Genomic DNA, 23,583 nt, shown 5'->3' on the forward strand with positions numbered 1-23,583 from the left:
AAGACATCACAGAGGCTGCCAGTCGTGCCAGGCGCTGCCGGGCTGGTGCTGCCAGCGGTGGTGGACGCCTCCGGGGTTGTTGGCGACGATTTCGAGGCGGCCGTCGCGGTTGCGCAGGGCTTGGATGAAGTAGCCGCCGCCGCCGAAGTCCTGCCAGGTGCGCCAGGCGCCGGACTGGTCGACCTGGTAGTTGTGTTGCAGCAGGTCGTCGTTCATGGCGAACACCTCCAGCCGCCCGTCATGCGACGAGACGCAGGCCAGCCGGGCGTCCGCAGGCCCGCCGAGCGGGCGCCAGTCGTGCCAGTCCCCACCCGGTGTGTTCTGCCAACGGTGATGCACACCGGAGGAGTTGGAGGCGAAGACTTCCAGCCGCCCGTCATGGTTGGTGCCGACCGCCAGATGCACGCCCCCAAGCCCGAAGTCGACCCACTGCCGCCACGTGCCCGACAGATCGGTCTGGCAGGTGTGCTGGAAGATGCCGTCGGTGAGAGCGAACACTTCGAGTCGTCCGTCGGAGGCCGGGGCGACCGCGAGCCGTGCGTCAGCGGGGCCCCCGAGAGGCCGCCAGTCGTGCCAGGTGCCGCCGGGCGTGTGATGCCAACGGTGGTGCACACCGGTGGAATTGGACGCGAACACCTCCAGCCGCCCGTCATGATTGCTGCCTACGGCCAAGTGCTTGCCCCCACCACCGAAGGTGTACCAGTCGGCCCACTCGCCCGACACCTTCGCCTGGCAGCGGTGCATGAAGGTCTGGCCGTTCATGGCGAACAGCTCCAGCCGCCCGTCCGGCGCCGCCGACAGTGCGATCGTGGCCGATGGGGGCCCTCCGAAGGCCCGCCACCCCGACCAGGCGCCGCCCACTTCCACCTGGTACGTGTGGTAGATCTGGTCGATCGCCGCATGGAACACCTCCACGCGCCCGTCCGCGGACATCCCCACCGCCAGCCGCTGCCGCCGGTCCGGCACCACCGGAGCGTTCCACCAGCTGGTCTCCTTGCGGGCGCCGGCCCACGAGAAGCTGAAGTGGATGTGGTCGGTGTGGGGGTTGGCGCCGCGGTAGGGCTGCCAGCCGGCGTCGGGGCGGTTGGCCATCCAGATGCGCCGGTTCCAGATCATGTACATGATCCCGAAGCGGCGGGCGAGGGCGTGGGGGTTGCCGTGCCGGTCGGTGGCGTGGAGCCAGCCGATCAGGTCGTCGGCGAGGTGGCTCTGGCTGTGGACGCTTACGCCCCAGTCCCAGGCACGGCCTTCCTTGTGCTCGCTCTGGCCACCGCTGCCGCAGGCCCTGCTGATGCCCATGCTGGTCGTGCCGGGGTAGGCGGCGAGGATCAGGTCGCGGAAGGCGAGCAGACCGGGCTTCGCGACGGGGTCGCAGTCGCGTTGTGGGTCGTAGGGGGCGTAGGGGTCGATGTCGGGGCCGAAATCGGGTGTCGTCGGCGCCATGCCGGGCTCCTTCGGGCCGGGCCCCCGCTCGGTGCGAGGGGCTCTACCCCTGCTGCGCGTGATCGCAAGACGCGGCCCGCCAGATGCGATCACGCGCCCCTCTTGTGACGAACCCGTCCGACCGGGGCCGCGAGCCGCAGCCGATCAGGCGCCCATCCGGGCGCGCCGCGCGCCGCAGCTCATGGCCACGAGGAAGGCTCTTGCCGTGACCAACCGCAAAACCCGCCGACCGCACGCCGCCGCGATGACGGTGTGCGCCCTCACGCTCCCCGCGCTGCTGACCACCCTCTCCGCCCCCGCCGTACACCCCGGCGAGGCCCGGCCCAGGGCATCATCCGACGCCGCCGTCGGCGAGACGGTGCGCACACGGGCCGGTCTGGTGCGCGGAACACCCTCCGGCCCGTACCGGATCTTCCGAGGCGTCCCCTACGCGGCCGCGCCCGAGGGACGTCTCCGATGGGCACCGCCCCGGCCCGTACGGCCCTGGAAGGGGATCAGGGACGCCACGAAGCCGGGCCCGCTGTGCCCGCAGGTGCCCTCTCCCTACGCGCAGATCTCCAGCACCAACGAGGACTGCCTGGTCCTCGACGTCACCACACCATCGGCAGCCGACCGGCGGCGGCCCGCGCCGGTGCTCGTCTGGATCCACGGGGACGGCGCCGTGGGCGGCGGCTCCTTCTTCGACGGACGGCGCCTTGCGGGGCAGGGCCTGGTGGTCGTCAGCATCAACTACCGCCTCGGTGTTTTCGGCGGGCTGGCCCTGCCCGGGCTGGAAGGCTCCGGCACCTTCGGATTCCAGGACCAGCAGGCAGCGCTGAGGTGGGTGAGGGACAACGCGCGCGCCTTCGGCGGCGATCCCGGCAACGTCACCCTCGCGGGAGTCTCCTTCGGCGCGTCCGCCATCGCCGGGCACCTGACGTCCCCCGCGTCCGAGGGCCTCTTCCACCGGGCGATCATGGCCAGCGGGGAGGGCATGATGGACATGCCGGCCGGTGCGATGGGCCCGGGAGTGCCGGGCTACCCGTGGTACGTCTGGCGCAGCGGCCGCGAGATGGAGGACATCACGACGGAGATGACCTCCTCCCTCGGCTGCCGCGACGAGCGGCCCGAACGCACCCTGGCCTGCCTGCGCGCCCTGCCGGTGAAGACGATCCTCACAGTGCCTTACATCATGAACGCCTTCCAGGCCTTCGGCTACGGCAACCCCACGCTGCCCCAACTGCCCCCGACCGCCCTGCGCGCAGGCCGCTTCCACGCCGTACCCGTCCTGTCGGGGGCGACCCTCGACGAGCACCGCACGTTCGTCGGCATGCTGTACGACGCGGTGGGCAAGCGGTTCACCGAGGCCGACTACACCCGCGCGCTGCGCACTGCCTTCGGTCCCCGTGCCGCCAAGAGGGTCCGGGCCGAGTACCCGACGAGCGCCTTCCCTTCCCCCGCCCTGGCATGGGCCACCGTGATCACCGACCGCATGTGGGCGCGCGGTACTCACGCCCTGCACAACACCCTGGCACGGAAAGTCCCGGTCTACGCCTACGAGTTCGCCGACCGACAGGCGCCGATGTTCCTGCCGCTGCCCGGCGAGTTCGACTTCGGTGCCTTCCACGCGGGAGACATCCCCTACCTGTTCGAGGACGAGGCAGCCGAGCCGCTGTTCACTCCGGAGCAGCGCAGGTTGTCGGCGGCCATGACCACGTACTGGGCCTCGTTCGCCCGCACCGGCACACCGCACGGCCCGGGGCTGCCGACCTGGCCGGCGTACCGCTCGGGGGACGCGAAGAAGCCCTACACGCAGTCCCTGGCCCCGCGGCATATCGGCCCGGTCGACTACTACGGCACGCACAACCTCGGGTTCTGGAAGCACATGCCCTGACACAGCCGCTTCCTGTCCAGGGCCGAAAGTCCCGTGTACCCCGGTCCCGTTCGGGCATCACCCCTGACTGCGATACTGCGTGCGATTTACGCCTGACAGAGCTCGTGCTGCCTGAGGAACCCCGACTGTGAACACCGGTATCGACAACTACCACGCCCTCCGAGCCCGCCACGAAGCCATGCGTCTGCGCCGCCGCATGCTTTCCCCAACGGGCCCCGAGCACCTCACCGGCACGGACCTCACACCCTCGGAGCCGTACGACGGCAGAGCCGACCAGCGCTGCATACGCGACCACCTCGAAGCGGTCGAGCCGCTGGAGGAACTGATCACTCACCTCTACCGGGCACTGTTCGCCCGCCACCCCTCCATGCGAGCACTGTTCCCCGCGTCGATGGCCTTCCAACAGGCCCACCTCGCCGCCGCGTTCCGCTACCTCATCGAACACCTCGACCAGCCCGCCGCCATCACCGCGACCTTCGCCCGGCTCGGCCGCGACCACCGCAAACTCGGCCTGCTCCCCGCCCAGTACACAGCGTTCGAGACGGCCTTGCGCGAGGCCTTGCGGGCGCACGCCGACCGCTGCTGGACAGCCGAGCTGGAGCAGGCGTGGGTGAGGATGCTGCGTGCCGGTGTGAGTGCGATGGTGAGCGCGGCCGACGAGGCCCTGCACGAACCACCCTTCTGGTCAGCGACAGTGACGGACCATCAGCTGCGTGACTCCGACCTGGCGGTCCTGCGCGTCCGCCCGCACGAGGAGTACCGCTTCCGCGGAGGCGAGCATGTCGCCCTGGAATCCCCGCGTCTTCCGCACACTTGGCGTCGCTACTACCCGGTGAGTGTGCCGGGCGGGGAGGGGGAGGTGGAGTTCCACGTCCGCTGCACCGCGCCCGGCGGGGTGAGCGAGGCCCTGGTCCACGGCACCGGCCGGGGGGATGTCGTACGTATCGGCCCACCGGAAGGAAACCTCGTCTCCGATGGTCCGGAGGCCGGGGGACTGCTCCTGGTGGCGTGGGACACGGGCTGGGCCGCGATGAAGGCGCTCCTGCGGGACCTGGAGTCCAGCCGCGGTCAGCCGGCCGGCCGCAGGGTGCGGCTGTTCGTCGGCGCCGAGGGGCTGTTCGGCTTCTACGACGCCGACTGTCTGGCGGGCTTGGAGCGGCACCGCTCGTGGCTGACCGTCGTCCCGGTGACAGGGGGCAGGCCGGGGGAGGACCCCCACGACCGGCTCGTCCAAGCGGTGACGGCCACCGGTCCGGTGACAGCGGACCGCGCCCTGGTGGCGGGCCCTCCCGCACCGGTTCGCGCGATCACCGCCGCACTCGTCCGTGCCGGTCTGGGACCTGAGCAGGTACTGCACGACCTGCCCCCGGGCATCGGGTAGGCACTTCCGCCCCTGCCCTGTCCGTCAGCGCAATCAGCCACTTCGGGGCATCAGGGGTTCAGGTGATGCTCCAGTCGCGGAGCTGCCGCCCGAGCAGACCCACTCCGAGCGCGCCGGAGGCGGCGTCACGGACCAGGGCAACCGCCTCCTTCGGCGGATACTCCAGACGGCACCCGTTCAGCGCCAGGTACGCCTCCGCGCAGTGCCAGGCGAAGGCCTCGTTGGAATGCTCCAGGCACGGCAGCCGCGCCAGCGTCTGCAGCAGCGCCGCCGCCTTCAAGTACAGGGACCCGTAGACATTGCGCTCCATGGCCCGGGCGTTGACCCGGGCCACCGCCGCGTACAGCGAGCCGTAGTCGTCCACCTGCGGATCACCGGGAAGCAGCTCGGCGGCGTGCAGCAGGAAGGGCACGTCGAGAGGATGCAACGGTTCGGGCCGCGTCACGCGGCGTGACCCCGTTCCTGCTCCTCCTCAAGGACGCGCCGCGCCGCCAGCTCCTCCGTACGGCGCTCCTGGTCCCGGTCGGTGCCGCTCGCCCCGGCCGCCTCCGCGAAGGCGTCGCCACTGCGGGCCATCGACGCGCGGAAGGCTTCGAGGAAGTGCGTCTCCACGGCCGTGGCACGGGCGTAGGCCGCCGACAGGATGTACTCCTGCAGGCTGACACCCTCCTGCCGTGCCGCGGCCTCGATCGCGGCCCGCTGAGCCGGATCGGGAAAACGCAGGTTCATCGCTTTGGGCTGAGACATGGCACCAATGGTACCGCTGGTACCAGCGAAGGGGGGATCGGAATGAGCGAACAGCGCGGGACGGGCTACTTCGCGCCTCGCGTGCCGTAGTGATCGAGGAAGACGTCTACACCACTGGTGATGAGACGGTCCGTCAGGTCCTCGTCGATGTGCGTGCCGTAGGCGCTGAAGACCATGTGGGGGAAGACCAGTAGCCCGTAGAACTGGATGACCGCCACTTCCAGGTCGGGGATCTCCAGCCGGCCCTGGTCGGTGAGGGTGCGCAGGGCGTTGGCGAGGGCGGGGTGGTGGCCCTCGGTGCTGCGGTGTTTCCATGCCTCGCCCAGCTCGGGGAAGCGGTGCACTTCGGCGGCGACGAGGTTGCGCAGCGCGGTGACCTCGCTGTTGGTGCGTACGGCGTGGACCCAGCCGCGGGCGGCCCCGACGAGGGCGGCCCGCAGGTCTTCGGTGTCGGCCAGACCCTCAAGCGCGGCCGCCGACTCCCCGGCCAGCGGTTCGTCGAGCGCGTCCGTGATGACCGCTGTGAAGAGGGCTTCCTTGCTGCCGAAGTGGTTGTAGACGGTCACCTTCGACACCCCCGCCTCGGCGGCGATGGTGTCCATGCCCACTCCGAAACCGTCGCGCAGGAACAGCTCGCGGGCGGCGCGCACGATGGCCAGCCGTTTCTGCTCCGCTCGGGGTCCGCTCGGAGGCCGCTTGACGCTGTCCACGCTCATGGCACCGACCATAGCACCCACCTGAACTGTACGGTTGAGTACATCTGAACTGAACAGTATGGTTCAGTTAATGGGAGGGGTCGACCGAGACCGTGGTCCTCGCCCTTCTCCGCGTGCCCAACCGCGGCGCGCATCCGACCGGTCATCCGACCGGAAAACGCACCCGAAGGACGCGTCATGACCCATTCCGCAGCCGGTGCACCCCACACGGCCGAACACGCCCACCACCCGCCCGCCGACCCGCGCCGCTGGGCCGCGCTGGCGCTGATCTGTCTCGCCCAGTTCATGCTCGTCCTCGACGTCACCGTCGTGAACGTCGCGTTGCCCGACATGGCGGCCGACCTCGACCTCGGGCGGGAGACCCTGACCTGGGTGGTCACCGCCTACACCCTGTGCTTCGGCGGACTGATGCTGCTCGGCGGCCGACTCGCCGACGCGCTCGGCGCCCGCCGCACCCTGCTCGCCGGCCTCGTCCTCTTCACCACCGCGTCGCTGGTCACCGGGCTGGCGGAGAGCGCTCCGATGCTGCTCGGCGGGCGCATCGGCCAAGGCATAGGCGCCGCCCTGCTGTCCCCTGCCGCGCTGTCCCTCGTCACCACCACCTTCCACGGCGCCGAACGCAACAAGGCGCTCGGCGTCTGGGCGGCGATCGGCGGCACCGGATCGGCAGCGGGTGTACTGCTCGGCGGCGCCCTGACCGACGGCCCGGGCTGGCAGTGGGTGTTCTACGTCAACGTGCCCGTCGGACTGGCGCTGCTGATCGCCGTGCCCGCCTTCGTGCCGAGCCGCGCTCCGCGGCCCGCCCGCCTCGACATCCCCGGCGCCCTGCTCGTCACCGCAGGCACCGCCGCTCTCATCTACGGCCTGGTCAAGGCCGGGGACACCGGCTGGGCGGACAGCTCGACCCTGTTGCCCCTGGCCGGCGGGGTACTCGCCTACGCGGCCTTCGCGGCGGTCGAACGAGCCGCCCGAGCCCCGCTGATGGACCTGCGCATGTTCACCCGGCGGCCCGTCCTCGCCGGAGCCTTCCTGATGCTGATGGCCACGGCACTGCTGATCGCGTTCTTCTTCCTGGGGTCCGTGTACCTCCAGCATGTCCGGGGCTTCAGCCCGATGCGGACCGGACTGGTGTTCCTGCCCGTCGCCGTCGCCGTCGGTGTCGGCGCCCACCTCGGATCCCGCCTCGTCGGCCGCATCGGCAGCCGCACGACGGCCGTCTCCGGCATGGCCGTCGCGGCTGCCGGAACCATCCCGCTGACCCGGCTGTCGGAGAGCGGCAGCGTGTACGGAAGTCTCCTGCCGGGCTTCGTGATCGCCTCACTCGGCATCGGTGCCGTATTCGTCACCGCCACGACGACCGCACTGGCCATGGTGGAGCACCACGAGGCAGGGCTTGCCTCGGGGGTCGTCAACACCTTTCACGAGGTGGGCGGTTCGATGGGCGTCGCCGTTGTCTCGGCCGTCGCCGCGTCCGGCTTCGAGGGAGGTTCCGCGAGCGGCTTCGCCGATGCGTTCACGGTGTGCGCTGTGGGGGCGGCGGCCAGCGCGCTCGTGGCCCTGTGGCTCGTACCGCGTGGCAAACCGCAGATGACCGGAGGCCCGCACGTGCACTGACCCCAACGACGGTGTTCCGCGACGGAGGCAGCTTGGGGGCGCCGCCCCCGAGCAACTCCTCAACCGATGGTTGTGAGCGCCTCGTTCGCCCGGTCCAGCATGCGCAGCGCGTCGGCGGCCGCGGGCGAGAGCAGGCTGGGGTCCCGCAGGTCGGCCAGGGGGACCCATGCCACTGCCTCGGTGGAACCGTCCCTCTCGGTGATCGTCGGCGCTCCACCGGAGAGGACCGTGGCGTAGAACAATGCCGTCAGGTTCCAGCGCACGCCGTGGCGCTCGGCGACGTAGGTCCGGGCGTCCAGGAGGCGGGCGTCGGTCAGTTCGAGGCCCGTCTCTTCCGTCAGTTCACGGGCCAGCGCCTCGACGGGTTGTTCGCCCGGGTCGATGCCCCCGCCGGGCAGGTGCCACAGGCCGGGCAGGAAGACCGGCGAAGCGTCCGACAGCCTGGCCAGCAGCAGCCGGTCCCCTTCCGTGGCGATGGCGTACGCCGAAATACGTGTCCGCCTGGGCACGTTCATACGTCCCCCTGCCCGTGCTGAAGCCTTACGGCCGGAACCCTGGTTCCTGTTCCTGCTCACTCGGTTTTGCGGAGGGCCCGCAGCAGTTCGCGGCTGCTCGCCTCGGGCATGTAGGCGCGGACCAGGGCGACGCCGATGCGCGGCAGGTCCGCCTCGTCGCGGTACAGCAGGTACAGCGGCTCGTACCGGGGGTTGAACTTCTGCTTGAAGGCGTGCAGGGACCGGAACCCGTAGTACGGCTCCAGGAAGACGCCCAGCTGGTCAAGGAGCCGGTCGAAGGCGGTGGCGGACTGCGACCAGGCGCTGTCGCCATGGGCGAGCGGGGCCCCGGACAGGGAGACGAACTCCGCGCCCTCCTCCTGGAAGGCGAGCATCGCGGAGGCGATCATGAACTCGACCACCGGCGGGAAGGGTCCGGCCGCCCGTCTGCGCATGACATCGAGCGTCCACCCGTGGACCTGGCCGTTGCCGCCGTACACGGGGATCCACGAGGTGACCCCGAGCACCGTCGTGCCTTCCGTCGCCAGGCCGACGCGTACGTGCGTGTCGAGCGCCTCCTCGACGCCACCGAGGGTGAACCCCATCTCCGGCAGCCCCTTGTCACCCACCCACTCCTCGGAGATCGCCCGCACCTCGTGAACGACCTGGCGTGGCTGATCCGCCAGACGGACCAGCTCGAAGCCGACGTCGAGCTTCTTGCCGCGGTTCAGGGCGCTGCGGACCTTCTGCCACCGCTTGCCGGTGAGTTCCAGCCCTGGAAGGGGCACCACGGTGTCCTCCGCCACCTGCACGCTGTGCCAGCCCAGCGCCTCGGCGGCCTCGGCGACTGGTCGGGTCGTCGAGAACAGGCAGGGGATGGTGCCCTGGTGCTCGCAGAAGTCGACGAAGTCCCGTACCGCCGCCGGGCGGTCCTCGGGCGCCCCGGCCGGGTCACTGAGGGCGATGCAGACGCCCGCGTGCTCGCGGTAGGCGACGTAGGCCTGGCCGGAAGGGGCGAAGAAGTAGGAGTTCTCGGGCCAGGTGGTCATCCAGGACAGGTTGGTGCCGCCGTGCCGGACGAGCAGGTCCACGGCACGCTCGCGATCCTCCCGAGCGGTGGTCGCGCCCGAGCGGCGGAACCGGCTGAGCAACGGCGTGGGGACACGGAACGCGGACCGGCCCGCCAGCAGAACCACGAGTTCGGCTGCCCAGACGATGCCCGTCGGCACCAGCACCGGCAGGTCGTCGAACGCTTCGCGCCGGTCGGCCTGGTCCGCCAACGCGTACGCCACCGCGATCAGTACCCCCAGCAGCACCGACAGCACGGCCAGGACGGTCGTGATCCACCAGGCCGCACGCCGGCCCTTGCGCAGTCCGTCGAAGAGGACCGCGGCCACCAGTACGTGGACGGCGGCGTGGAGGGCGGACCCGCCCAGGTCGTAGGTGGACCCCATGGGCCCCTCGGCGGGGACCAGCCACACGGTGACGGTGATGGCCAGGAGCAGCACGATCCCGGAGGCGGCGAGCAGACGCCACTCGCGGCGGCTCACCCGGCCGGAGGCGGGGGACCGGCCCGGTACCGGCAGCCACCGTGCGGCCGCCAGGCCCACCGCGACCCCGAGCAGGTGTTCCAGGTCGGCGACCCGGCCCACGAACAGGAAGCCCACCAGTGCATATCCCGCCAGGACCAGCCGTGCCCGCAGCCGCCAGGGGGAGGGCAGGGTCGCGGTGGCCAGGGCCGCGGCGGCCAACGCACCCGCAGACGGCCCCACGTCCAGGTCCCGGGACACCAGCTCCGCCCACGACCAGTTCACGCCCCGGCCCAGCCACAACAGCCCGGCACCGGCGAGCACCGCCACGAGATGGCCTACGAGCGTCGCGGCCACCGTCCACCGGGTGCCGAGCCGCCACTCGGCGAAGCCCACCAGCAGGAGCACGGCGGCCACGATCACCAGAACGGCGGCGGGCCGGGTACCGAACACGAACCCGCTGAACGGCGTCCACCAGCGGTTCGCCTCGAACGACGGCAGCCCGTAGGCGATCTGCGGATACCAGGACCGGTCCTCCACGGGCCGCCACAGGGACTGCGTGGCCAGCGCCACCACGAGCACGACCACGACCAGCCCGCAGGTGAACGGCAGCCGGCGCACCACCCGTACGACGCGGCCCCCACCGCCGGCAGAGGCGACGCTGTCCGCCGACCGGACCGAACGGTCTGCCCCGAGCTGTCTCATGCCCACGAAAACATTAAAAGCGGCCCCGGGTCACCGTGCGCGTCGGTGACCGGGGGCCGCGACAGCCGGACCGAAAGGCGACCGCCCGCGTCAGCCCGGCCGAGCGACCGCCCGCGTCAGCCCGGCCGAAGTGCGACCGCGTCAGCCCGGCCGAAGTGCGACCGCCAGTGTCAGTTCGAGGACGCGGTGCGGGGACGCGAGGTCCGGGAACAGCTCCCGCAGCTGGGACATCCGGTACCGGACGGTCTGGGGATGGACGAACAGCTCGGCTGCCACCTCGTCCCGCCTGCCCTGGTGCAGCAGCCACGCCCGCAAGGTCTCCTCCAGCCGCTGCGCGGTCGCGGAGGGCAGGGTCCGCAACGGTGCGAGGGCTCGGGTACGCAGGTCCGCGAGGGCGTCCATGTCGGCGCTCAGCACCAGTTCGGGCAGGTGGTCCTCCGTGTCGCGGATATCGGGGGAGAGGGAGCGGGCGCGTACGGCGCGTGCGTACGAGGCCGACGCACGCGTCCAGGGCCGGGCCGGGCCGACCACGGCGTCGCGGCCGGTCAGCTGCCGCAGGAGATGGGACCGGTCGGCGTCGGGGACGAGCAGCACACCGGTGGCGTCCGGCAGATCGTCCAGGACGAGGGTGCTCGGATCGAGTGCGCGATAGGCGGGCCGGGCCTGGGCGGCGGGCAGCAGGACCGCGGTCAGCGACACCGGCGGCTGCCACCCGGCCCGCTGCGCGGACACCAGCAGCACGTCCGGGCTCGCACCGGCGAGCAGGTCGCGGGCCAGGTGCTCCAGGTGGCGCTCGTGCTCCCTGCCCCGGGCGGCGAGCTCATCGGCGTGGCCCGCGGCGCTCGCGGCGGAGAGCTCGTCGATGTAGGCGAAGGTCAGCTCGGCGAACTTGGCGACCTCGGCGGCGGGCAGCCCCGCGGACACGGCGCCCGCGGCCAGGCATCGCCAGGCCACGCGGGCACCCACGCGGTAGGCGCTGAGCAGGGCGTCCATCGAACGCCCGTCGCGGACCTCGCCGCGGCCCAGCTCGTAGGCCGCGTCACCGCCGTCGCCGCCGGTGGCGTTCCCGCTCGCGAGGTCCAGGTAGTGCCCCAGGGCGGTGCGGACGGCCCGGCGGATGGTGGCGCCCATATGGCCCGAGAGGGCGTTGGCGTAGGGAGGGACCTCGTCGATGATCGCCTGGACGACCTCGTCGGCGGTGGATTTCAGCGCGGCCCTCAGTGCCGTGACCGTCGTCTCGTCCAGGGCCAGCTCACTGGCTCTGCGGATCACATGGCTCACGATCTATTCCCTGCGAACAACTCTGCCGATCAGATTCACGTCCTGCGGTCAGGACTTTACGCCCTGAGGCACAGCAAGCTGGAGTCATGACGAGTACAGCCCTCCGCAGCAGGGCGTGGAAACTACTGGAGATGGTGACGACACCGCTGGCGCCGTCCGACTATCTCGACCTGGTCAGCCCGCTGCGTGCGGGCGCCGACCTGCGGGGGCGCATCGAGGCCGTGCACCCCGAGACGGCCGACGCCGCGACGGTCGTGATCAGACCGGGGCGGGGCTGGCGCGGCCACACGCCCGGTCAGTACGTGCGGGTCGGAGTCGATGTCGACGGGGTGCGCCTGTGGCGTGCCTACTCGCTCACCTCACCGCCCCACCGCCAGGACGGCCGCGTCACGATCACCGTGAAGGCGATCCCCGACGGAAAGGTCAGCAACCACCTGGTCCGCCGGGCGACACCGGGCACGCTGATCCACCTCGACCAGGCCACCGGTGACTTCGTCCTGCCGCGGGCCAAGCCCGCCAAGGTTCTCTACCTGACGGCCGGCAGCGGCATCACGCCCGTCATGGGCATGCTGCGCGCCACCGCGTTCGACGACGTCGTCATGGTCCACAGCGCGCCCCGCCCGCACGACGTGATCTTCCGCAAGGAACTGCACGGCCTGGTCGCGGCCGGGAAACTGAAGCTCGTCGAGGTGCACACGGACACGGACGGCATGCTCGACATCGCCCGGCTCGACGAACTCGTGCCCGACTGGGCCGAGCGCGAGACCTGGGCCTGCGGGCCCGCGGGCCTGCTCGACACCGCCGAGGAGCACTGGACCGAGCACGGCCTGCGCGAGCGCCTGCACACCGAACGCTTCCGCCCCAGCGTCGTCGTCACCGGCGACGGCGGCGAGGTCACCTTCAGCACCACCGGCAGGACCGTCGACGCGGACGGCGCGACGCCGCTGCTGGACGTCGGCGAAGAGGCCGGTGTGCTCATGCCCTCCGGGTGCCGCATGGGCATTTGCTTCGGCTGCGTCACGCCGCTCAAGTCCGGCGCCGTCCGCGACCTGCGCACCGGGGAGATCACCGAAGCCGAACCGGGCGTCCTCATCCAGACCTGTGTGTCCGCAGCCGCGGGCCCCTGCGACATCGAACGGTAGGAACAGCTTGACTGCCATCGACCCCACCGCCCACCTGACCGCAGCGCAGATCGAGGAGCTCGGCCGCGAACTGGACGCGATCCGTGACGAGGTGATCGCCAGCCGCGGTGAGAAGGACGCCGCCTACATCCGCAAGGTCATCAAGGCGCAGCGCACGCTGGAGCTGGCCAGCAGGGGGGTGCTGCTGTTCTCGTTCTTCCCGCCCGCGTGGATCGTCGGCACCGCCGGGCTGTCCGTGGCGAAGATCATGGACAACATGGAGATCGGCCACAACGTCCTGCACGGCCAGTGGGACTGGATGCGGGACCCGAAGATCCACTCCACCACGTGGGACTGGGACCACGTCTCGCCGGCCGACCAGTGGAAGCACTCGCACAACGAGCTGCACCACACGTACACGAACGTGCTCGGCAAGGACAACGACCTCGGCTACGGCATCATGCGCGTCGACGAGGACCAGCCCTGGCACCCCGTCCACCTCGGCCAGCCGCTGTGGAACTTCGTCAACGCCTGCTTCTTCGAGTACGGCATCGCCGCCTACGACCTGGAACTCGGCAAGAACCTCAGCAAGGACCGCCGCAAGAACCCGCAGTTCCGCGCGCGGGCCCGGGCCGTGGGCCGCAAGATCCGCAAGCAGGTCCTGAAGGACTACGTCATCCACCCGCTGCTGTCGGGCCCCTCGTTCCTCTCCACCCTCGCCGCCACTTTCACCGCCAACGTGGTCCGCAACATCTGGTCCCACTCGGTGATCATGTGCGGTCACTTCCCCAAGGGCGTGAAGGTCTTCGAGCGCCAGTCGATCGAGGGCGAGACGCGCGGCCAGTGGTACCTGCGCCAGATGATGGGCTCGGCGAACATCAGCGGCAGCAAGGCCATGCACTTCATGACCGGCAATCTCTCGCACCAGATCGAGCACCACCTCTTCCCCGACCTCCCCAGCAACCGGTACGCCGAGGTCGCGGTGAAGGTGCGGGCCCTGTTCGAGAAGTACGAGCTGGACTACGTCACCGGCCCGCTGCCCAAGCAGGTCCTCTCCGCCTGGGGCAAGGTCTTCCGGCTGTCCCTGCCGAACAAGAAGACCGAGGTCACCACGCCGGAGCGCGAGCCGGAACTCCTCGCGGCCTGATTGCGGCCTGCGCCCGCAGACACCTGCTCGGCCCGCCCTCCGACCCGCAGCGGCGGGCCGACGCGGCGTACTCCTGAAGGCACAACGCCCCCACGTGGGCCATGTGCTCGATCTCGGTGGGGTCGACGCTCTCGTTGGGGGCGTGGATCACCAAGGGGTCACCGCCATCTCGGTGGGCCTGCTCGTGGCAGCCGCCCTCGCCCGAGCCGGCGGCGATGGCCGGTGAACGGCCCGGTCGTCCGCCTCGTGAGGCGCGGGACCGGGCCCTTTGGCATCGTGAAGGAGGGAGTGTGACCGGTGCGGCGGGGGGACCGCGGGAGCGACGAGGGGAAAGCGTGGAACCTACACCGACCCCAGCGGAACACGAGAGACCGACGCAGGCCCCCCAGCCGCGCGGGCTGGACCCCGAGATGACGGCGGCGCTGCTCGACATCCTGGTCGGCGAGTCCTCGATCGGCCTCTACGTCCTGGACGCCGACCTGCGCAGGATCCCCGACGGCATGGACGGCGTACCGGCACCGGGCGAGGCCGGGGCGGGGGCCGATCCGTCGCTGGCGGCCGCTCTGGCGACGCCGGAGGTCCGCTCGCTCCTGCGGAGGGCGCTGAAGGAGGACCGGTCCGTGCACCAGGTGCGCTGCACGGTGCACCCGCCCCACGCCACGGCCCGCGAGGGGCGCGTGCTGTCCGTGTCGGCCCGTCCCCTGCACGACCGGGACCGCCGCCCTCTCGGAATCGCCGTCACCCTGACCGACACGACCGCCACAGAGCGCGCCCAGCGGAACCTGGAGCTGCTGGGCCGGGCGGACACCATGATCGGCAGCTCGCTGGACGTGTTCCGCACCGCACAGGAGCTCGCGGCGATCGCCGTGCCCGGGCTCGCGGACGGCGCCGCCGTCGACGTCCTCGACGTCGTGTTCCACGGCAACGCGCCCCCTCCCGGGCCGCTCCTCGAACCGGCCACCGTGCGCCGCGCGGGCTTCGTCACCGTGGTCGACCTCAAGGGTCACGCCATCTACGAGGTCGGAAGCGTGCGCGTCATGCAACCGGGCAAACCGTACGCCCACGCCCTCGCCGATCTCACCCCCCGGGTGGTGAACGACCTCAGCGAGGACGATGCCGCGGCGTGGCTGTCGCGCGATCCGGGCCGGGCCGCCCTCTTCCGCAGCGTCCACGTGCACTCGATGGTGCTGGTCCCCCTCGCCGCACGCGGCGTGGTGCTGGGACTCGCCGCGTTCTACCGTGCGGGCGACTCGGAACCGTTCGACGACATGGACGCCGATGTGGCGCAGAAGCTGGCTGCGCGCGCCGCTCTCTCCCTGGACAACGCGCGCCTCTATACGCGTGAGCGGACCCTTGCACGTATCGCCCAGCGGCAGCTGCTGCCGGGCCGCGTACCCACGACGTGGGCCGTGGAGACCGCCCACGCGTATCTGCCCGTGGCGGCAGGCGGTTCCTGGTTCGACGTGATCCCGCTGCCCGGCGCCCGGGTGGCACTCGTGGCGGGTGACGTATGGCGCTCCGGCCTGCGGGCCGCCACCGCGATGGGGCAACTGCGCACCGCTGTCCACGCCTTCGCCGCGATGGACCTCGAACCGGTGGAACTCCTCGTCCGACTGCATGAGTTGACGGCCACCGCGGTCGTGGAGGAGGCCACGAGCGACCTCCTCGCGCAAGGGGACGGCCTCAACCACGATGCCGTGGACACGGACGACGCATCCCCGGCAAGCTGTCTGTACGTGGTGTACGACCCCGTGAACCGGGAGTGCCAAGCAGTGAGCGCCGCGCACCCGCCGCCCGTGGTGACGCCCTCCGACGGAGCGCCGTACACCCTGGACATGCCGGTCGGCCCCGCACTGGGTCGGGGCACGGCCGAGTACCGGTTGACCACTTTCCCGGTCCCCGCAGGCAGCGTGCTCGCCCTGTTCAACCAAGGACTGGTACGCGGGCGGGGCCGGGCCGAGGATGGGCTGGCGGCGCTCGTCCGTGCGCTGGCCGGGGCGCCACGCCGCCCGCTGAAGGCGCTGCGTGACCGGCTGATGACCTCGGTGCTGCCCGAGGGCGCCGAGGACGACGCCCTGCTGCTGCTCGCCCGCACCAGGGGACTGGGCCCGAACCACCTCGCCTACTGGGAGCTGCCCGACGACCCGCGCAGCGCCGGCAGGGCCAGACGGCTGGTCGCGGGCCGCCTCACCGAATGGGGGGAGGACGCCCTCATTCCCTCCGCCGAACTCCTCGTCAGCGAGGTGGTCACGAACTCCGTCCGTTACGCCGAGGGCACCATCGGCCTGCGGTTGATCCGCGCCGACAGCACCATCTGCGAGGTCACGGACTCCGTCAGTGCCGCCCCCCATCTCCGACTCGCGGACGACACCGACGAGGGAGGCCGCGGCCTGTACCTCGTGAGCCGCTTTGCCAGCCGCTGGGGCACGCGCTACTCCGCGAGGGGCAAGACGGTCTGGTTCGAACTGCCCCACGACTGACGCCTTGGCGGGATGGTCCCGGCCGTTCCGGCAAGGCGAAGCCCAGCACCGCCACACGAGGCGATTCGGACGCCGCTGCTGGTGGCGGTGGCGGTGGCGGTGGCGGTCAGTCGGTCGGTGCGGCGGTGGTGGCGCTGATGATGTGTTGGGTCAGATGGGCGAAGTGGCGCGCGGTGGGCTGGGGTTGCGGCGATTGGGCGATGGCGACGGTGCACCAAGGGGCGTCGGTGATGACGGGGAAGGCGAGGCCGGGGCGGGTGTAGTAGCGGGCTGCGGTGGTGATGGAGATGCCGCGGCCGGAGGCGACGGCCTGGAGTTCGGCCTCGAAGGTGGCGGCTTCGTGGACGACAGGCGGGGGCTGTCCGTCGCGGTGGTCGCACCGGAGCCAGTAGTCCAGGAGGCCCCGCGGCCCTGTCGGCAGCACGACCCACAAGACCCCGCCCCGGCGGTTTCGCCCTCCCCGCCACCTCACCCCTTCAGCAGGTCCCCGCCATGAACACCCCCACAGCCCCCCTCCCGCCGACCCGGCGCGCACCCGACGGCACCGCAGGCCACGCCCTGCCCCTGCCGGCCATAGACCGCCACGCCCTGCTGGCCCTGCCCGCCCAAGCCCGCCAAGTACCTGAAGTACGTCACTTCATCACCGCCCACACCCTGCACTGGGGCCTGCCCAAGGAAGACCAGGAACGCGCCGAACTCATCGGCAGCGAACTCGCCGCCAACGCCGCCCGCCACGGCAGAAGCGACATGAGTGTGCACCTGACGATGACCGCGAGCACCCTGCACATCGAAGTCACCAACACCGGACCACCACCCCTGCCGTACGGCCTGCCACCCCCGTCTCCCGGCGAATCGGGCCGCGGCCTGCACCTCGTCGCACTCACCGCCGACGAATTCCACATCCCACCCAGGAAAGAGGGCTGGCGCACCCACGCCGCGGTGAACACCCACCCCATCCCGCATACCCGCCCAGCCTCACCGCAACAAGCAGCCTGACCGGCCGCTGCCTCCCCTGCCCCAGCGGCCGACCCAGGGTCTCTTGGCTCTCGCGATCACCGGAACAGCGAGAGCCGAAAGACCCCCTTCAATGCTCGTCTGCCGTCGAGGGAAGTGAGCCGATGATGGTGACGATGAACTGCTCGAACTCGTCGGCTGCCATGTTTCCGTGCAGGCGGAGATCGGTGCGGATCACCCCGTACTTCCTCATGGTGTCCTCGATGGTGGTCCGGCTCGTGGCCTTGTCGAGTTCGGACAGGAGTACCCGGTCGCGGTAGCCGGCTTGTTCGGGTTCGGGCTCCACAGATGCTCCTGAGGGGCGAGAGCGCTGGATGGGGTGGGGTTTCGGGTGCTGCGTCGCCGGCCGGCCCGTCAGGAGGTGGCGGCCTTGCGATCCGCCTCGCTCAACGGCGGTGCTTGCAGGTGCGGCTTCTTCGGGCCGAAGAGCATCGGGATGAGCATGTCGGCGGAGAAGAGCCGGGTCGCGGGCTTCTCCAGGCTCATGACGTCCAACAGGGCCCCGAGTGCGCGGGGGTTGGCGGCACCGGTCTCGACGGCGTGGTCGACGAACCGGGCCAGGAACCGCTCCACGGCGTTGGGTGGGGTATCCGTGGCTCCGGGGTAGAAGGCGTCCTGTCCGACTGCCAGGTCCCAGGCGGCGGCGACGGGCCGTGCAGCGGCTCTCTGCATGCGCCGGGCGGTGCCGGGGGCGGCCAGTGGGGTGGTGCGCGCGATGTCGCGGACGGCGAGGGCGCCCTGGGCGGCGACGGTGAGGCCGTGGCCGTACACGGGGTTGAAGCAGGCGATGGCGTCGCCGAGCACGACGAATCCGTCGGGCCAGTGCTTGGCCTTCTCGTAGTAGCGGCGATGGTTGGCGGTGGAGCGGGTGGTGGCGACGTCGCTCAAGGGCTCGGCTTCCTTGAGGAGTTCACCGATGACGGGGTCGCCGAGGCCGAGGGCGAAGTCGGTGAAGGCGTCGGGGTCACTCGTGGGCTCACCGCCGCGGGTGCCGGAGAGGGTGACGATCCACTGACCGTCCTCGATGGGCACGATGATGCCGCCCTGGCCGGGGGCCTTGGCCGGGTTGGCCTGGACATTGACGAGCGGGAAGTCGTGGTCCGCGGCGCTGTGGGGGGCCCGGAAGAGGCGGGTCGCGTAGGCGACGCCGGCATCGACCCGGCGTTCGGCGACCTTCGGCAGTGCCAGTGTGCTCAGCCACTGCGGGGTGTGCGAGCCGCGGCCGGATGCGTCGATGACCAGGTCGGCCTCCAGCGTGGATATGTCACCCTCGCTGTCCACGCGGACCCCGGTGACGCGGTGGGCGTCACCCGCCAGCCCCAGTGCGGTGGTGTTCTGGCGCACCGAGACGTGCGGGTGGGCGAGAACTAATGCGCGCAGGACCGCGTCCAGCAGGTTGCGCGAGCAGACGAGGTTACGGTGGTGGGTGGCCAGGAAGCGGCGGAACCACACCTCGTTGGGGGCCCGCGAGACCATGTCGCCCATGATGTGAACGAGGCGCCCGCCACGGGCGACGACCTCGTCGACGGCGCCGGGCAGCAGCTCGTTGAAGGCCTTCACACCACCGCTCCACACCAGGTGCGCGTGCCGGGCCTGGGGTACGCCGCGGCGCGGCAGGGGCCCGTCGGGGAGAGGGTCGCGTTCGACGAGGGTGACGTCTGCGATATCGGCCAGGGCCGCGGCGGCGAACAGGCCGGCCGCGCTGGCTCCCACGACGACGGCGGTGGGGCGGCGTGCTGGCTCAGACATGGGTGTTGTCGCTTTCTCTCATGGCCACTCGTTGCCGGATCGTCTGGACGATGCGGGGTCGTTGGAAGGCGCGGGCTATGACTTCGAGGTCGTCGAGGTCGGTGTGCGTCCGGACTGCTGCCGTGTCGGCGTCGCCGTGCCGGGAGTTGCCCGACGATGATGCGGTACGGGCGTCGAGGGCCGCGCGGATGGTGACGGCCCCCGCGATCCCCCGGGCGTGTTCCTCGCTGTGGCCGGCGGCCCGTGCCTCTTCGAAGGCCCGGTCGTGCAGCAGCGGTTCGAGGAAGGGGGCGAGCCGCAGCAGCGCGTCGTGGATGCGCTGCTGGCGTTGCAACAGGCGCAGATCGAGCGGGGCGAAACGGCCGACGCGGGCCGGGGCAGCGGGCGGGGCGACAGTCCGCAGAGCCCGCGCAAGCGGTCGCAGCCGCCGGTAAGTGCGCTGGTCTCGTAGCCACTTGTGCAGGAACGGCCCGCCCTGCGGGAGGATGAATCCGAGCCCTACGAGGCTGGCGTCGAGGATCGCGAAGGGCGGCGCGACCTTCGTGGACAGCCAGTCGAGATTCCCGCCGGTCCAGCGCGCGCCGATGGCGATGAACTTGGCGACGTCGAAAACCAGCCCGAAGGCGTATCCGGCCTGCAGGAAGACCAGTCCCGCTCTGAGCCAGCCGCCGCTGACCTTCGGGATCCATCGCCAGATCATGTACGCGGCCACGAGCGCGGAGACCATGTGGGCGCCCAGGTAGAGCAGGATGTGCTCGCGCATCCACGGCTCATTGGCGTAGTAGGTGTCCAGGTCGTAGATGCGCTCGGTCGGTGCGTCCGCGAGGAGGAAGGTGATCCACAGCGCGCCGATGATGCCGAGGTAGATCATCCAGATACGGCGGATCCGTTCGCTGCGGCGCGGGGACGGCTCGTCCCGCCAGGTGATGACCATGGTCAGGCAGGAGGCGCAGAACGCGGTGAGGAGTGAGTACACCCAGGGTGCGGCGATGTTCGGCACCCCGGTCGTCGTGTTGATCCGGTGGATGCTGGCCGGGGGCACGGACAAGAACACCGTGGAGGCCAGCAGAAGTAACAGGGTGGTCGCCCGGACGTCCGGATCCTTCCAGGCACGCACGAAGGTGGGTGTCTTGAGGCTGAGTGCCAGGATCAGGAGCACGATCGGCAGGGTGTACGGGATGTGGAAGCCGGTCAGGCTCATCGCCGTAGCTCCTCCGTCTCAGCGCTGCGAGGCATATGCGTGAATGCTTTCTGTGGTGGTCACCCGGTGACGGACGATGGGCGCGTGGGTATGGCGAGTACGGGGAAGGACACGGCACGACGGCGCACGGCCGGACAACGCGGCGGCGGTGTGTCTCACAGGATGCGGCGGCCGCGGTTGAGCAGGGACAGGTTGATCCGTCCCTCGACGGTCGCCGGGCTGACGGGGCCTTCCGCGTAGCGGCCCTTCATCCACGGACGCACTTCGCGGCCGAAGAGCAGTCCGAAAGTCTCGGCGTCCACCTCGTGTTCGCTGGCGGATTCCGACCTGGCGGCCACCGTGAGAACGGCGGAGCGGGGCACTTCCTGCTCGCCGAGGATCTGCCCCACGGCCCGGCGTACGGCATCGGGTGTCGGGGCGGCGCCGAGAGCGCGGGCCGCCGCCTGCAGCCCGGGGATGTGGTGTCCCCGGTCGTTCTCCTCCTCGTGCCACAACTCGTGGCCCAGGATGACCAGTTGGGCCTCGGGTGCGGTACGTGCCCCCACGACGATGATGGAACGCTCACCCAGGTCCAGGCGTACACCCGACACCGCGATGTCCGGAGGGAACGCACGGAACTCCAGCCTGATGTCGCGGCCCTTCCGGACGCTCATGGCCCGGCAGAACTCCGTCATGACCTCCCTCGGTTCGGCGGGCCGGCGCAGCGATTTCGCGGCCTTGTCACCGAGGTCGGCCAGGAGTAACTTCATCGCCTTGGTGCTCATTGCTGGGGGTCCCCCTCCTCGGGCGCCACCGACCGCAGGACTCCTTCCAGGATCCGCTCCAACTGGACGCGGGAGACGGAGCCGTGCGCCCGCAGGTCGGCGCCTTTGACTCCGTACCGGTCCAACAGGGCTGCCACAGGGTCCTGTTGGGGTTGCTCAAGCTGCCGCAGGGTGGGCAGCAGTACGCGGTTGAGCGCCTCATCGGCGGGCGCCGTGAAGAACGACTCGCCGCCATCGACATGAAAGAACTGCACCAGCCGGTGCAGGTGTGTGACGTTGGGAATCTTCCGTCCGTCACAGACGGCACGCGCCCAGACCTCGGAGATCTCCAGATGCGCGGAGACAGCGGCGGCGAGATCGGACATGCGTCCCCCGTTGCGGGCGAGGTAGGCGTCGCTGAGCGCCTTGATGCGGGCGCAGACTCGCTCATTGACCGTCTCCACCGGCGGCGTACCGCCCTTGAGCAGGCGCCGGACGGTGCTCTCGGGCAGCGCTGTCCTGGCCCCCAGTTCTCGCGGGTCGAGGATTTCCGATCGGTTCAAGCCCTGCTCACGGATGATCTCGTCCAGGCGCTGAAGCGTTTCGTGCAGTGGGGTGTGTGGCTCCAACGACGTACTCCCTGGAAACCCGGTGGGCGGCGCGCTTTCGGCTGACGGGCAGCCTACGCGCAACCTCCCCGGAGTTTCAACGATCGTTTACTGGCCGGAATCGATCGTTTATTTCCGGCCGTTCCTTGCGGGAGGGGGCACGTCCAGCAACCTTCTCCCGGCGGACTGTGCAGGCTAAACCGCCATGGTCTCCAAACGATCGTTTGCCAGCCGAAAACTATCGTTGACAGCAGGGCTTCGCGCAGACCAATATCCCCGACAGCGGAGGTGATCCGTTCGACTGCGCGGCGTCATCACTTCCCAGGACGACACCCCTGCCCGAGTGCGCCCAGAGGAGAGGCACGCATGAACTCGCAGGCCCGGCTGAGGCCGCCGGCGGGACGATCCCGGTCGTTGGTCCTCCGCCCGGCCGCTCACCGCTTACGGAGATGTGCATGCCCCAGCCCATTGTGCTCCTTGGATTAGGGGCCACGGCCGCCTCCGGCGAATTCGCCCTGACTCAGATCGCGTCGGCGCAGCCCGTAGTCCTGGCCGACACCGCCGCCCCCGCCTGGGCCCGCCCACACCTGGACCACCACCTCCACGTCGACCCCGCCGACGGCCCCACCACGATCGCCGCGGTGAAGGCCTTCGCCTCCGCCCACCCGCTGCACGGCATCCTCACCTACACGCGAGACCACCTCGTCACCGCCGCACAGATCGCCGAAGACCTGAACCGGCCCACCACAACGGCCGGGACTCTCGCCCTGTGCACCGACCGCACGGCCACTCGCGAAACCCTTGCGCAGCACCGCGTGCCGCATCCGGTCTGGGACGAAGCCCGCAACGCAGAGACAGCCACACACCGCGCGGACGCCATCGGTTACCCCGTCATCATCCGGGCGCGCACCGGCTCCGCAGTCTCCGGCCTGGCGTGCGATCGCAGCGAGGTGCCAGGCGTCTGCGATCGCATGAACCGCCACACTGGATCACAACACCCCCACCGCGCCGCCGCGTTCCTCTTGGAGGAGCACCTCGACGGGCCGCAAGTCGCAGCGGAGACCGTGGTCTTGGAGGGCGGCGACGTCCGGACAGTCGCCATCACCCGGACCACGGTGGGGCCGGGGCCGGCCCGACAGGCGGTACGGCACTGCGTGTTCGCCCACGACAGCCTGCTGCACAACCGCATACTGCGCCAGACGGTCGCCCGCACCGTCGACGCGCTCGGCATCACCCTCGGAGTGCTCCACATCGAGATGACGCTCACCACGCGCGGCCCGCACATCACGGACGTCACCCCCCACTTGCCCGACGACCTGATCCCCCTGCTCGTGGAGCGGGCGACCGGTATCAACCTGCCCCAGGTGGCGGCCGACCTGGCCCTCGGACGTCACCCGAACCTGGTCCCCACCCGCCAGCGCGCGGCAGCCGTCCACTTCGCCTACTCCCCGAACAGCGGTCGGCTCCGGAGGCTGGCGCTCACGGCACGCGATGTGCACCCGCTGGTGGACCGCGCCGCCATCACCCAAGAGCCCGGCCGCCACGTGGAAGCGGCAGCCTGCGCCACCACACAGGACCGCCTGGCCCACTGGGTCGTAGCGGCCGAAACCGCGATCGACTGCCACACCCTCCTGGACCAAGTGACGCACAGCCTCGACGCCGACATCGTCCCTGCCTCCGACGCGCCCGCGGCATGAGCACGCGTGTCGATTCGCTGAGACGAGTCAGCCTTCCCAC

21 protein-coding genes are annotated in these 23,583 nt (G+C 70.7%); 8 read left to right on the forward strand and 13 right to left on the reverse strand.

Annotation, left to right across the window (positions count from 1 at the left end; genetic code table 11):
- Positions 1-6: 6 nt before the first annotated feature.
- Positions 7-1,443 carry a hypothetical protein gene (locus tag GA0115233_RS05025; RefSeq protein WP_093718843.1) on the reverse strand — a complete coding sequence of 479 codons (1,437 nt, stop codon included), beginning with the start codon at positions 1,441-1,443 and terminating at the stop codon, positions 7-9.
- Between the two features lie 205 nt (positions 1,444-1,648).
- Between GA0115233_RS05025 and GA0115233_RS05030 the strand changes: the two genes are divergently transcribed.
- Together GA0115233_RS05030 and GA0115233_RS05035 are read left to right on the forward strand one after the other, a co-directional pair.
- Positions 1,649-3,316 (forward strand): carboxylesterase/lipase family protein, encoded by a 1,668-nt coding sequence (locus GA0115233_RS05030; protein ID WP_255310046.1) that lies wholly within the window; start codon positions 1,649-1,651, stop codon positions 3,314-3,316.
- 127 nt (positions 3,317-3,443) lie between these two features.
- The gene (locus GA0115233_RS05035) at positions 3,444-4,697 is read left to right on the forward strand and encodes a globin domain-containing protein (protein ID WP_255310047.1); all 1,254 of its coding nucleotides are present in this window, start codon (positions 3,444-3,446) and stop codon (positions 4,695-4,697) included.
- Between the two features lie 58 nt (positions 4,698-4,755).
- Here the strand turns inward: GA0115233_RS05035 and GA0115233_RS05040 are convergent, their stop codons facing one another.
- The 3 genes from GA0115233_RS05040 to GA0115233_RS05050 form a co-directional block, all read right to left on the reverse strand.
- The gene (locus GA0115233_RS05040) at positions 4,756-5,142 is read right to left on the reverse strand and encodes a fic family toxin-antitoxin system, toxin component (RefSeq protein WP_093718844.1); all 387 of its coding nucleotides are present in this window, start codon (positions 5,140-5,142) and stop codon (positions 4,756-4,758) included.
- Positions 5,139-5,444 (reverse strand): type II toxin -antitoxin system TacA 1-like antitoxin, encoded by a 306-nt coding sequence (locus GA0115233_RS05045; protein ID WP_255310048.1) that lies wholly within the window; start codon positions 5,442-5,444, stop codon positions 5,139-5,141. The genes GA0115233_RS05040 and GA0115233_RS05045 overlap by 4 nt, the downstream gene beginning before the upstream one ends.
- Before the next feature lie 65 nt (positions 5,445-5,509).
- Complete coding sequence (locus GA0115233_RS05050) at positions 5,510-6,160, reverse strand: TetR/AcrR family transcriptional regulator (protein WP_093718881.1); 651 nt, start codon at positions 6,158-6,160, stop codon at positions 5,510-5,512.
- Positions 6,161-6,337: 177 nt separating this feature from the next.
- On the opposite strand from GA0115233_RS05050, the gene GA0115233_RS05055 reads away from it, so the two are divergent.
- Positions 6,338-7,774, forward strand: a complete 1,437-nt coding sequence (locus GA0115233_RS05055; RefSeq protein WP_093718846.1) for an MFS transporter — start codon at positions 6,338-6,340, stop codon at positions 7,772-7,774.
- A 59-nt stretch (positions 7,775-7,833) separates the two neighbouring features.
- Here GA0115233_RS05055 and GA0115233_RS05060 read toward each other — a convergent pair whose 3' ends face one another.
- From GA0115233_RS05060 to GA0115233_RS05070, 3 genes are all read right to left on the reverse strand, one after another.
- Complete coding sequence (locus GA0115233_RS05060; RefSeq protein WP_093718847.1) at positions 7,834-8,289, reverse strand: NUDIX hydrolase; 456 nt, start codon at positions 8,287-8,289, stop codon at positions 7,834-7,836.
- A 56-nt stretch (positions 8,290-8,345) separates the two neighbouring features.
- Positions 8,346-10,502 (reverse strand): bifunctional lysylphosphatidylglycerol flippase/synthetase MprF, encoded by a 2,157-nt coding sequence (locus GA0115233_RS05065; protein ID WP_093718848.1) that lies wholly within the window; start codon positions 10,500-10,502, stop codon positions 8,346-8,348.
- A 141-nt stretch (positions 10,503-10,643) separates the two neighbouring features.
- Complete coding sequence (locus GA0115233_RS05070) at positions 10,644-11,783, reverse strand: PucR family transcriptional regulator (protein ID WP_093718849.1); 1,140 nt, start codon at positions 11,781-11,783, stop codon at positions 10,644-10,646.
- A 131-nt stretch (positions 11,784-11,914) separates the two neighbouring features.
- On the opposite strand from GA0115233_RS05070, the gene GA0115233_RS05075 reads away from it, so the two are divergent.
- The 3 genes from GA0115233_RS05075 (at position 11,915) to GA0115233_RS05085 (ending at position 16,531) form a co-directional block, all read left to right on the forward strand.
- Positions 11,915-12,925 (forward strand): ferredoxin reductase, encoded by a 1,011-nt coding sequence (locus GA0115233_RS05075; protein WP_093718850.1) that lies wholly within the window; start codon positions 11,915-11,917, stop codon positions 12,923-12,925.
- Between the two features lie 7 nt (positions 12,926-12,932).
- On the forward strand, positions 12,933-14,051 hold the full coding sequence (locus GA0115233_RS05080) for a fatty acid desaturase family protein (RefSeq protein WP_093718851.1): 1,119 nt from the start codon (positions 12,933-12,935) through the stop codon (positions 14,049-14,051).
- A 410-nt stretch (positions 14,052-14,461) separates the two neighbouring features.
- Positions 14,462-16,531, forward strand: coding sequence for a SpoIIE family protein phosphatase (locus GA0115233_RS05085; RefSeq protein WP_176711644.1), 2,070 nt, complete (start codon positions 14,462-14,464; stop codon positions 16,529-16,531).
- A 106-nt stretch (positions 16,532-16,637) separates the two neighbouring features.
- Here GA0115233_RS05085 and GA0115233_RS05090 read toward each other — a convergent pair whose 3' ends face one another.
- The gene (locus GA0115233_RS05090; protein ID WP_176711645.1) at positions 16,638-16,955 is read right to left on the reverse strand and encodes a hypothetical protein; all 318 of its coding nucleotides are present in this window, start codon (positions 16,953-16,955) and stop codon (positions 16,638-16,640) included.
- Between the two features lie 68 nt (positions 16,956-17,023).
- On the opposite strand from GA0115233_RS05090, the gene GA0115233_RS05095 reads away from it, so the two are divergent.
- Entirely contained in the window at positions 17,024-17,527 is a 504-nt protein-coding gene (locus tag GA0115233_RS05095) for an ATP-binding protein (RefSeq protein ID WP_093718854.1), read from the forward strand.
- An 88-nt stretch (positions 17,528-17,615) separates the two neighbouring features.
- Here GA0115233_RS05095 and GA0115233_RS05100 read toward each other — a convergent pair whose 3' ends face one another.
- The 5 genes from GA0115233_RS05100 to GA0115233_RS05120 all read right to left on the reverse strand — a co-directional run bounded on the left by GA0115233_RS05100 (position 17,616) and on the right by GA0115233_RS05120 (position 21,801).
- The gene (locus GA0115233_RS05100; protein WP_093718855.1) at positions 17,616-17,831 is read right to left on the reverse strand and encodes a hypothetical protein; all 216 of its coding nucleotides are present in this window, start codon (positions 17,829-17,831) and stop codon (positions 17,616-17,618) included.
- A gap of 68 nt (positions 17,832-17,899) precedes the next feature.
- Entirely contained in the window at positions 17,900-19,294 is a 1,395-nt protein-coding gene (locus GA0115233_RS05105) for an NAD(P)/FAD-dependent oxidoreductase (protein WP_093718856.1), read from the reverse strand.
- Entirely contained in the window at positions 19,287-20,495 is a 1,209-nt protein-coding gene (locus GA0115233_RS05110) for an MAB_1171c family putative transporter (protein WP_093718857.1), read from the reverse strand. Before GA0115233_RS05110 ends, GA0115233_RS05105 begins: the two co-directional genes overlap by 8 nt.
- A 155-nt stretch (positions 20,496-20,650) precedes the next feature.
- A complete protein-coding gene (locus GA0115233_RS05115; RefSeq protein WP_093718858.1) occupies positions 20,651-21,259 on the reverse strand; it encodes a toxin in 609 nt (202 codons plus the stop codon).
- Complete coding sequence (locus GA0115233_RS05120; protein ID WP_255310049.1) at positions 21,256-21,801, reverse strand: hypothetical protein; 546 nt, start codon at positions 21,799-21,801, stop codon at positions 21,256-21,258. The genes GA0115233_RS05115 and GA0115233_RS05120 overlap by 4 nt, the downstream gene beginning before the upstream one ends.
- Before the next feature lie 500 nt (positions 21,802-22,301).
- On the opposite strand from GA0115233_RS05120, the gene GA0115233_RS05125 reads away from it, so the two are divergent.
- Positions 22,302-23,543 carry an ATP-grasp domain-containing protein gene (locus tag GA0115233_RS05125; RefSeq protein ID WP_093718860.1) on the forward strand — a complete coding sequence of 414 codons (1,242 nt, stop codon included), beginning with the start codon at positions 22,302-22,304 and terminating at the stop codon, positions 23,541-23,543.
- Positions 23,544-23,583 lie beyond the last annotated feature (40 nt).

This window comes from Streptomyces sp. DI166, from assembly GCF_900091315.1.
GTDB classification, from domain to species: Bacteria; Actinomycetota; Actinomycetes; order Streptomycetales; family Streptomycetaceae; genus Streptomyces; species Streptomyces fuscus.

Coding starts and splice junctions, on each gene's coding strand:
- GA0115233_RS05025 (WP_093718843.1), bottom strand. CDS start 1,443: ATGGCGCCGACGACACCCGATTTCGGCCCCGACATCGACCCCTACGCC.
- GA0115233_RS05045 (WP_255310048.1), bottom strand. CDS start 5,444: ATGTCTCAGCCCAAAGCGATGAACCTGCGTTTTCCCGATCCGGCTCAG.
- GA0115233_RS05050 (WP_093718881.1), bottom strand. CDS start 6,160: ATGAGCGTGGACAGCGTCAAGCGGCCTCCGAGCGGACCCCGAGCGGAG.
- GA0115233_RS05055 (WP_093718846.1), top strand. CDS start 6,338: ATGACCCATTCCGCAGCCGGTGCACCCCACACGGCCGAACACGCCCAC.
- GA0115233_RS05060 (WP_093718847.1), bottom strand. CDS start 8,289: ATGAACGTGCCCAGGCGGACACGTATTTCGGCGTACGCCATCGCCACG.
- GA0115233_RS05065 (WP_093718848.1), bottom strand. CDS start 10,502: ATGAGACAGCTCGGGGCAGACCGTTCGGTCCGGTCGGCGGACAGCGTC.
- GA0115233_RS05075 (WP_093718850.1), top strand. CDS start 11,915: ATGGTGACGACACCGCTGGCGCCGTCCGACTATCTCGACCTGGTCAGC.
- GA0115233_RS05085 (WP_176711644.1), top strand. CDS start 14,462: ATGACGGCGGCGCTGCTCGACATCCTGGTCGGCGAGTCCTCGATCGGC.
- GA0115233_RS05095 (WP_093718854.1), top strand. CDS start 17,024: ATGAACACCCCCACAGCCCCCCTCCCGCCGACCCGGCGCGCACCCGAC.
- GA0115233_RS05105 (WP_093718856.1), bottom strand. CDS start 19,294: ATGTCTGAGCCAGCACGCCGCCCCACCGCCGTCGTCGTGGGAGCCAGC.
- GA0115233_RS05110 (WP_093718857.1), bottom strand. CDS start 20,495: ATGAGCCTGACCGGCTTCCACATCCCGTACACCCTGCCGATCGTGCTC.
- GA0115233_RS05115 (WP_093718858.1), bottom strand. CDS start 21,259: ATGAGCACCAAGGCGATGAAGTTACTCCTGGCCGACCTCGGTGACAAG.
- GA0115233_RS05125 (WP_093718860.1), top strand. CDS start 22,302: ATGCCCCAGCCCATTGTGCTCCTTGGATTAGGGGCCACGGCCGCCTCC.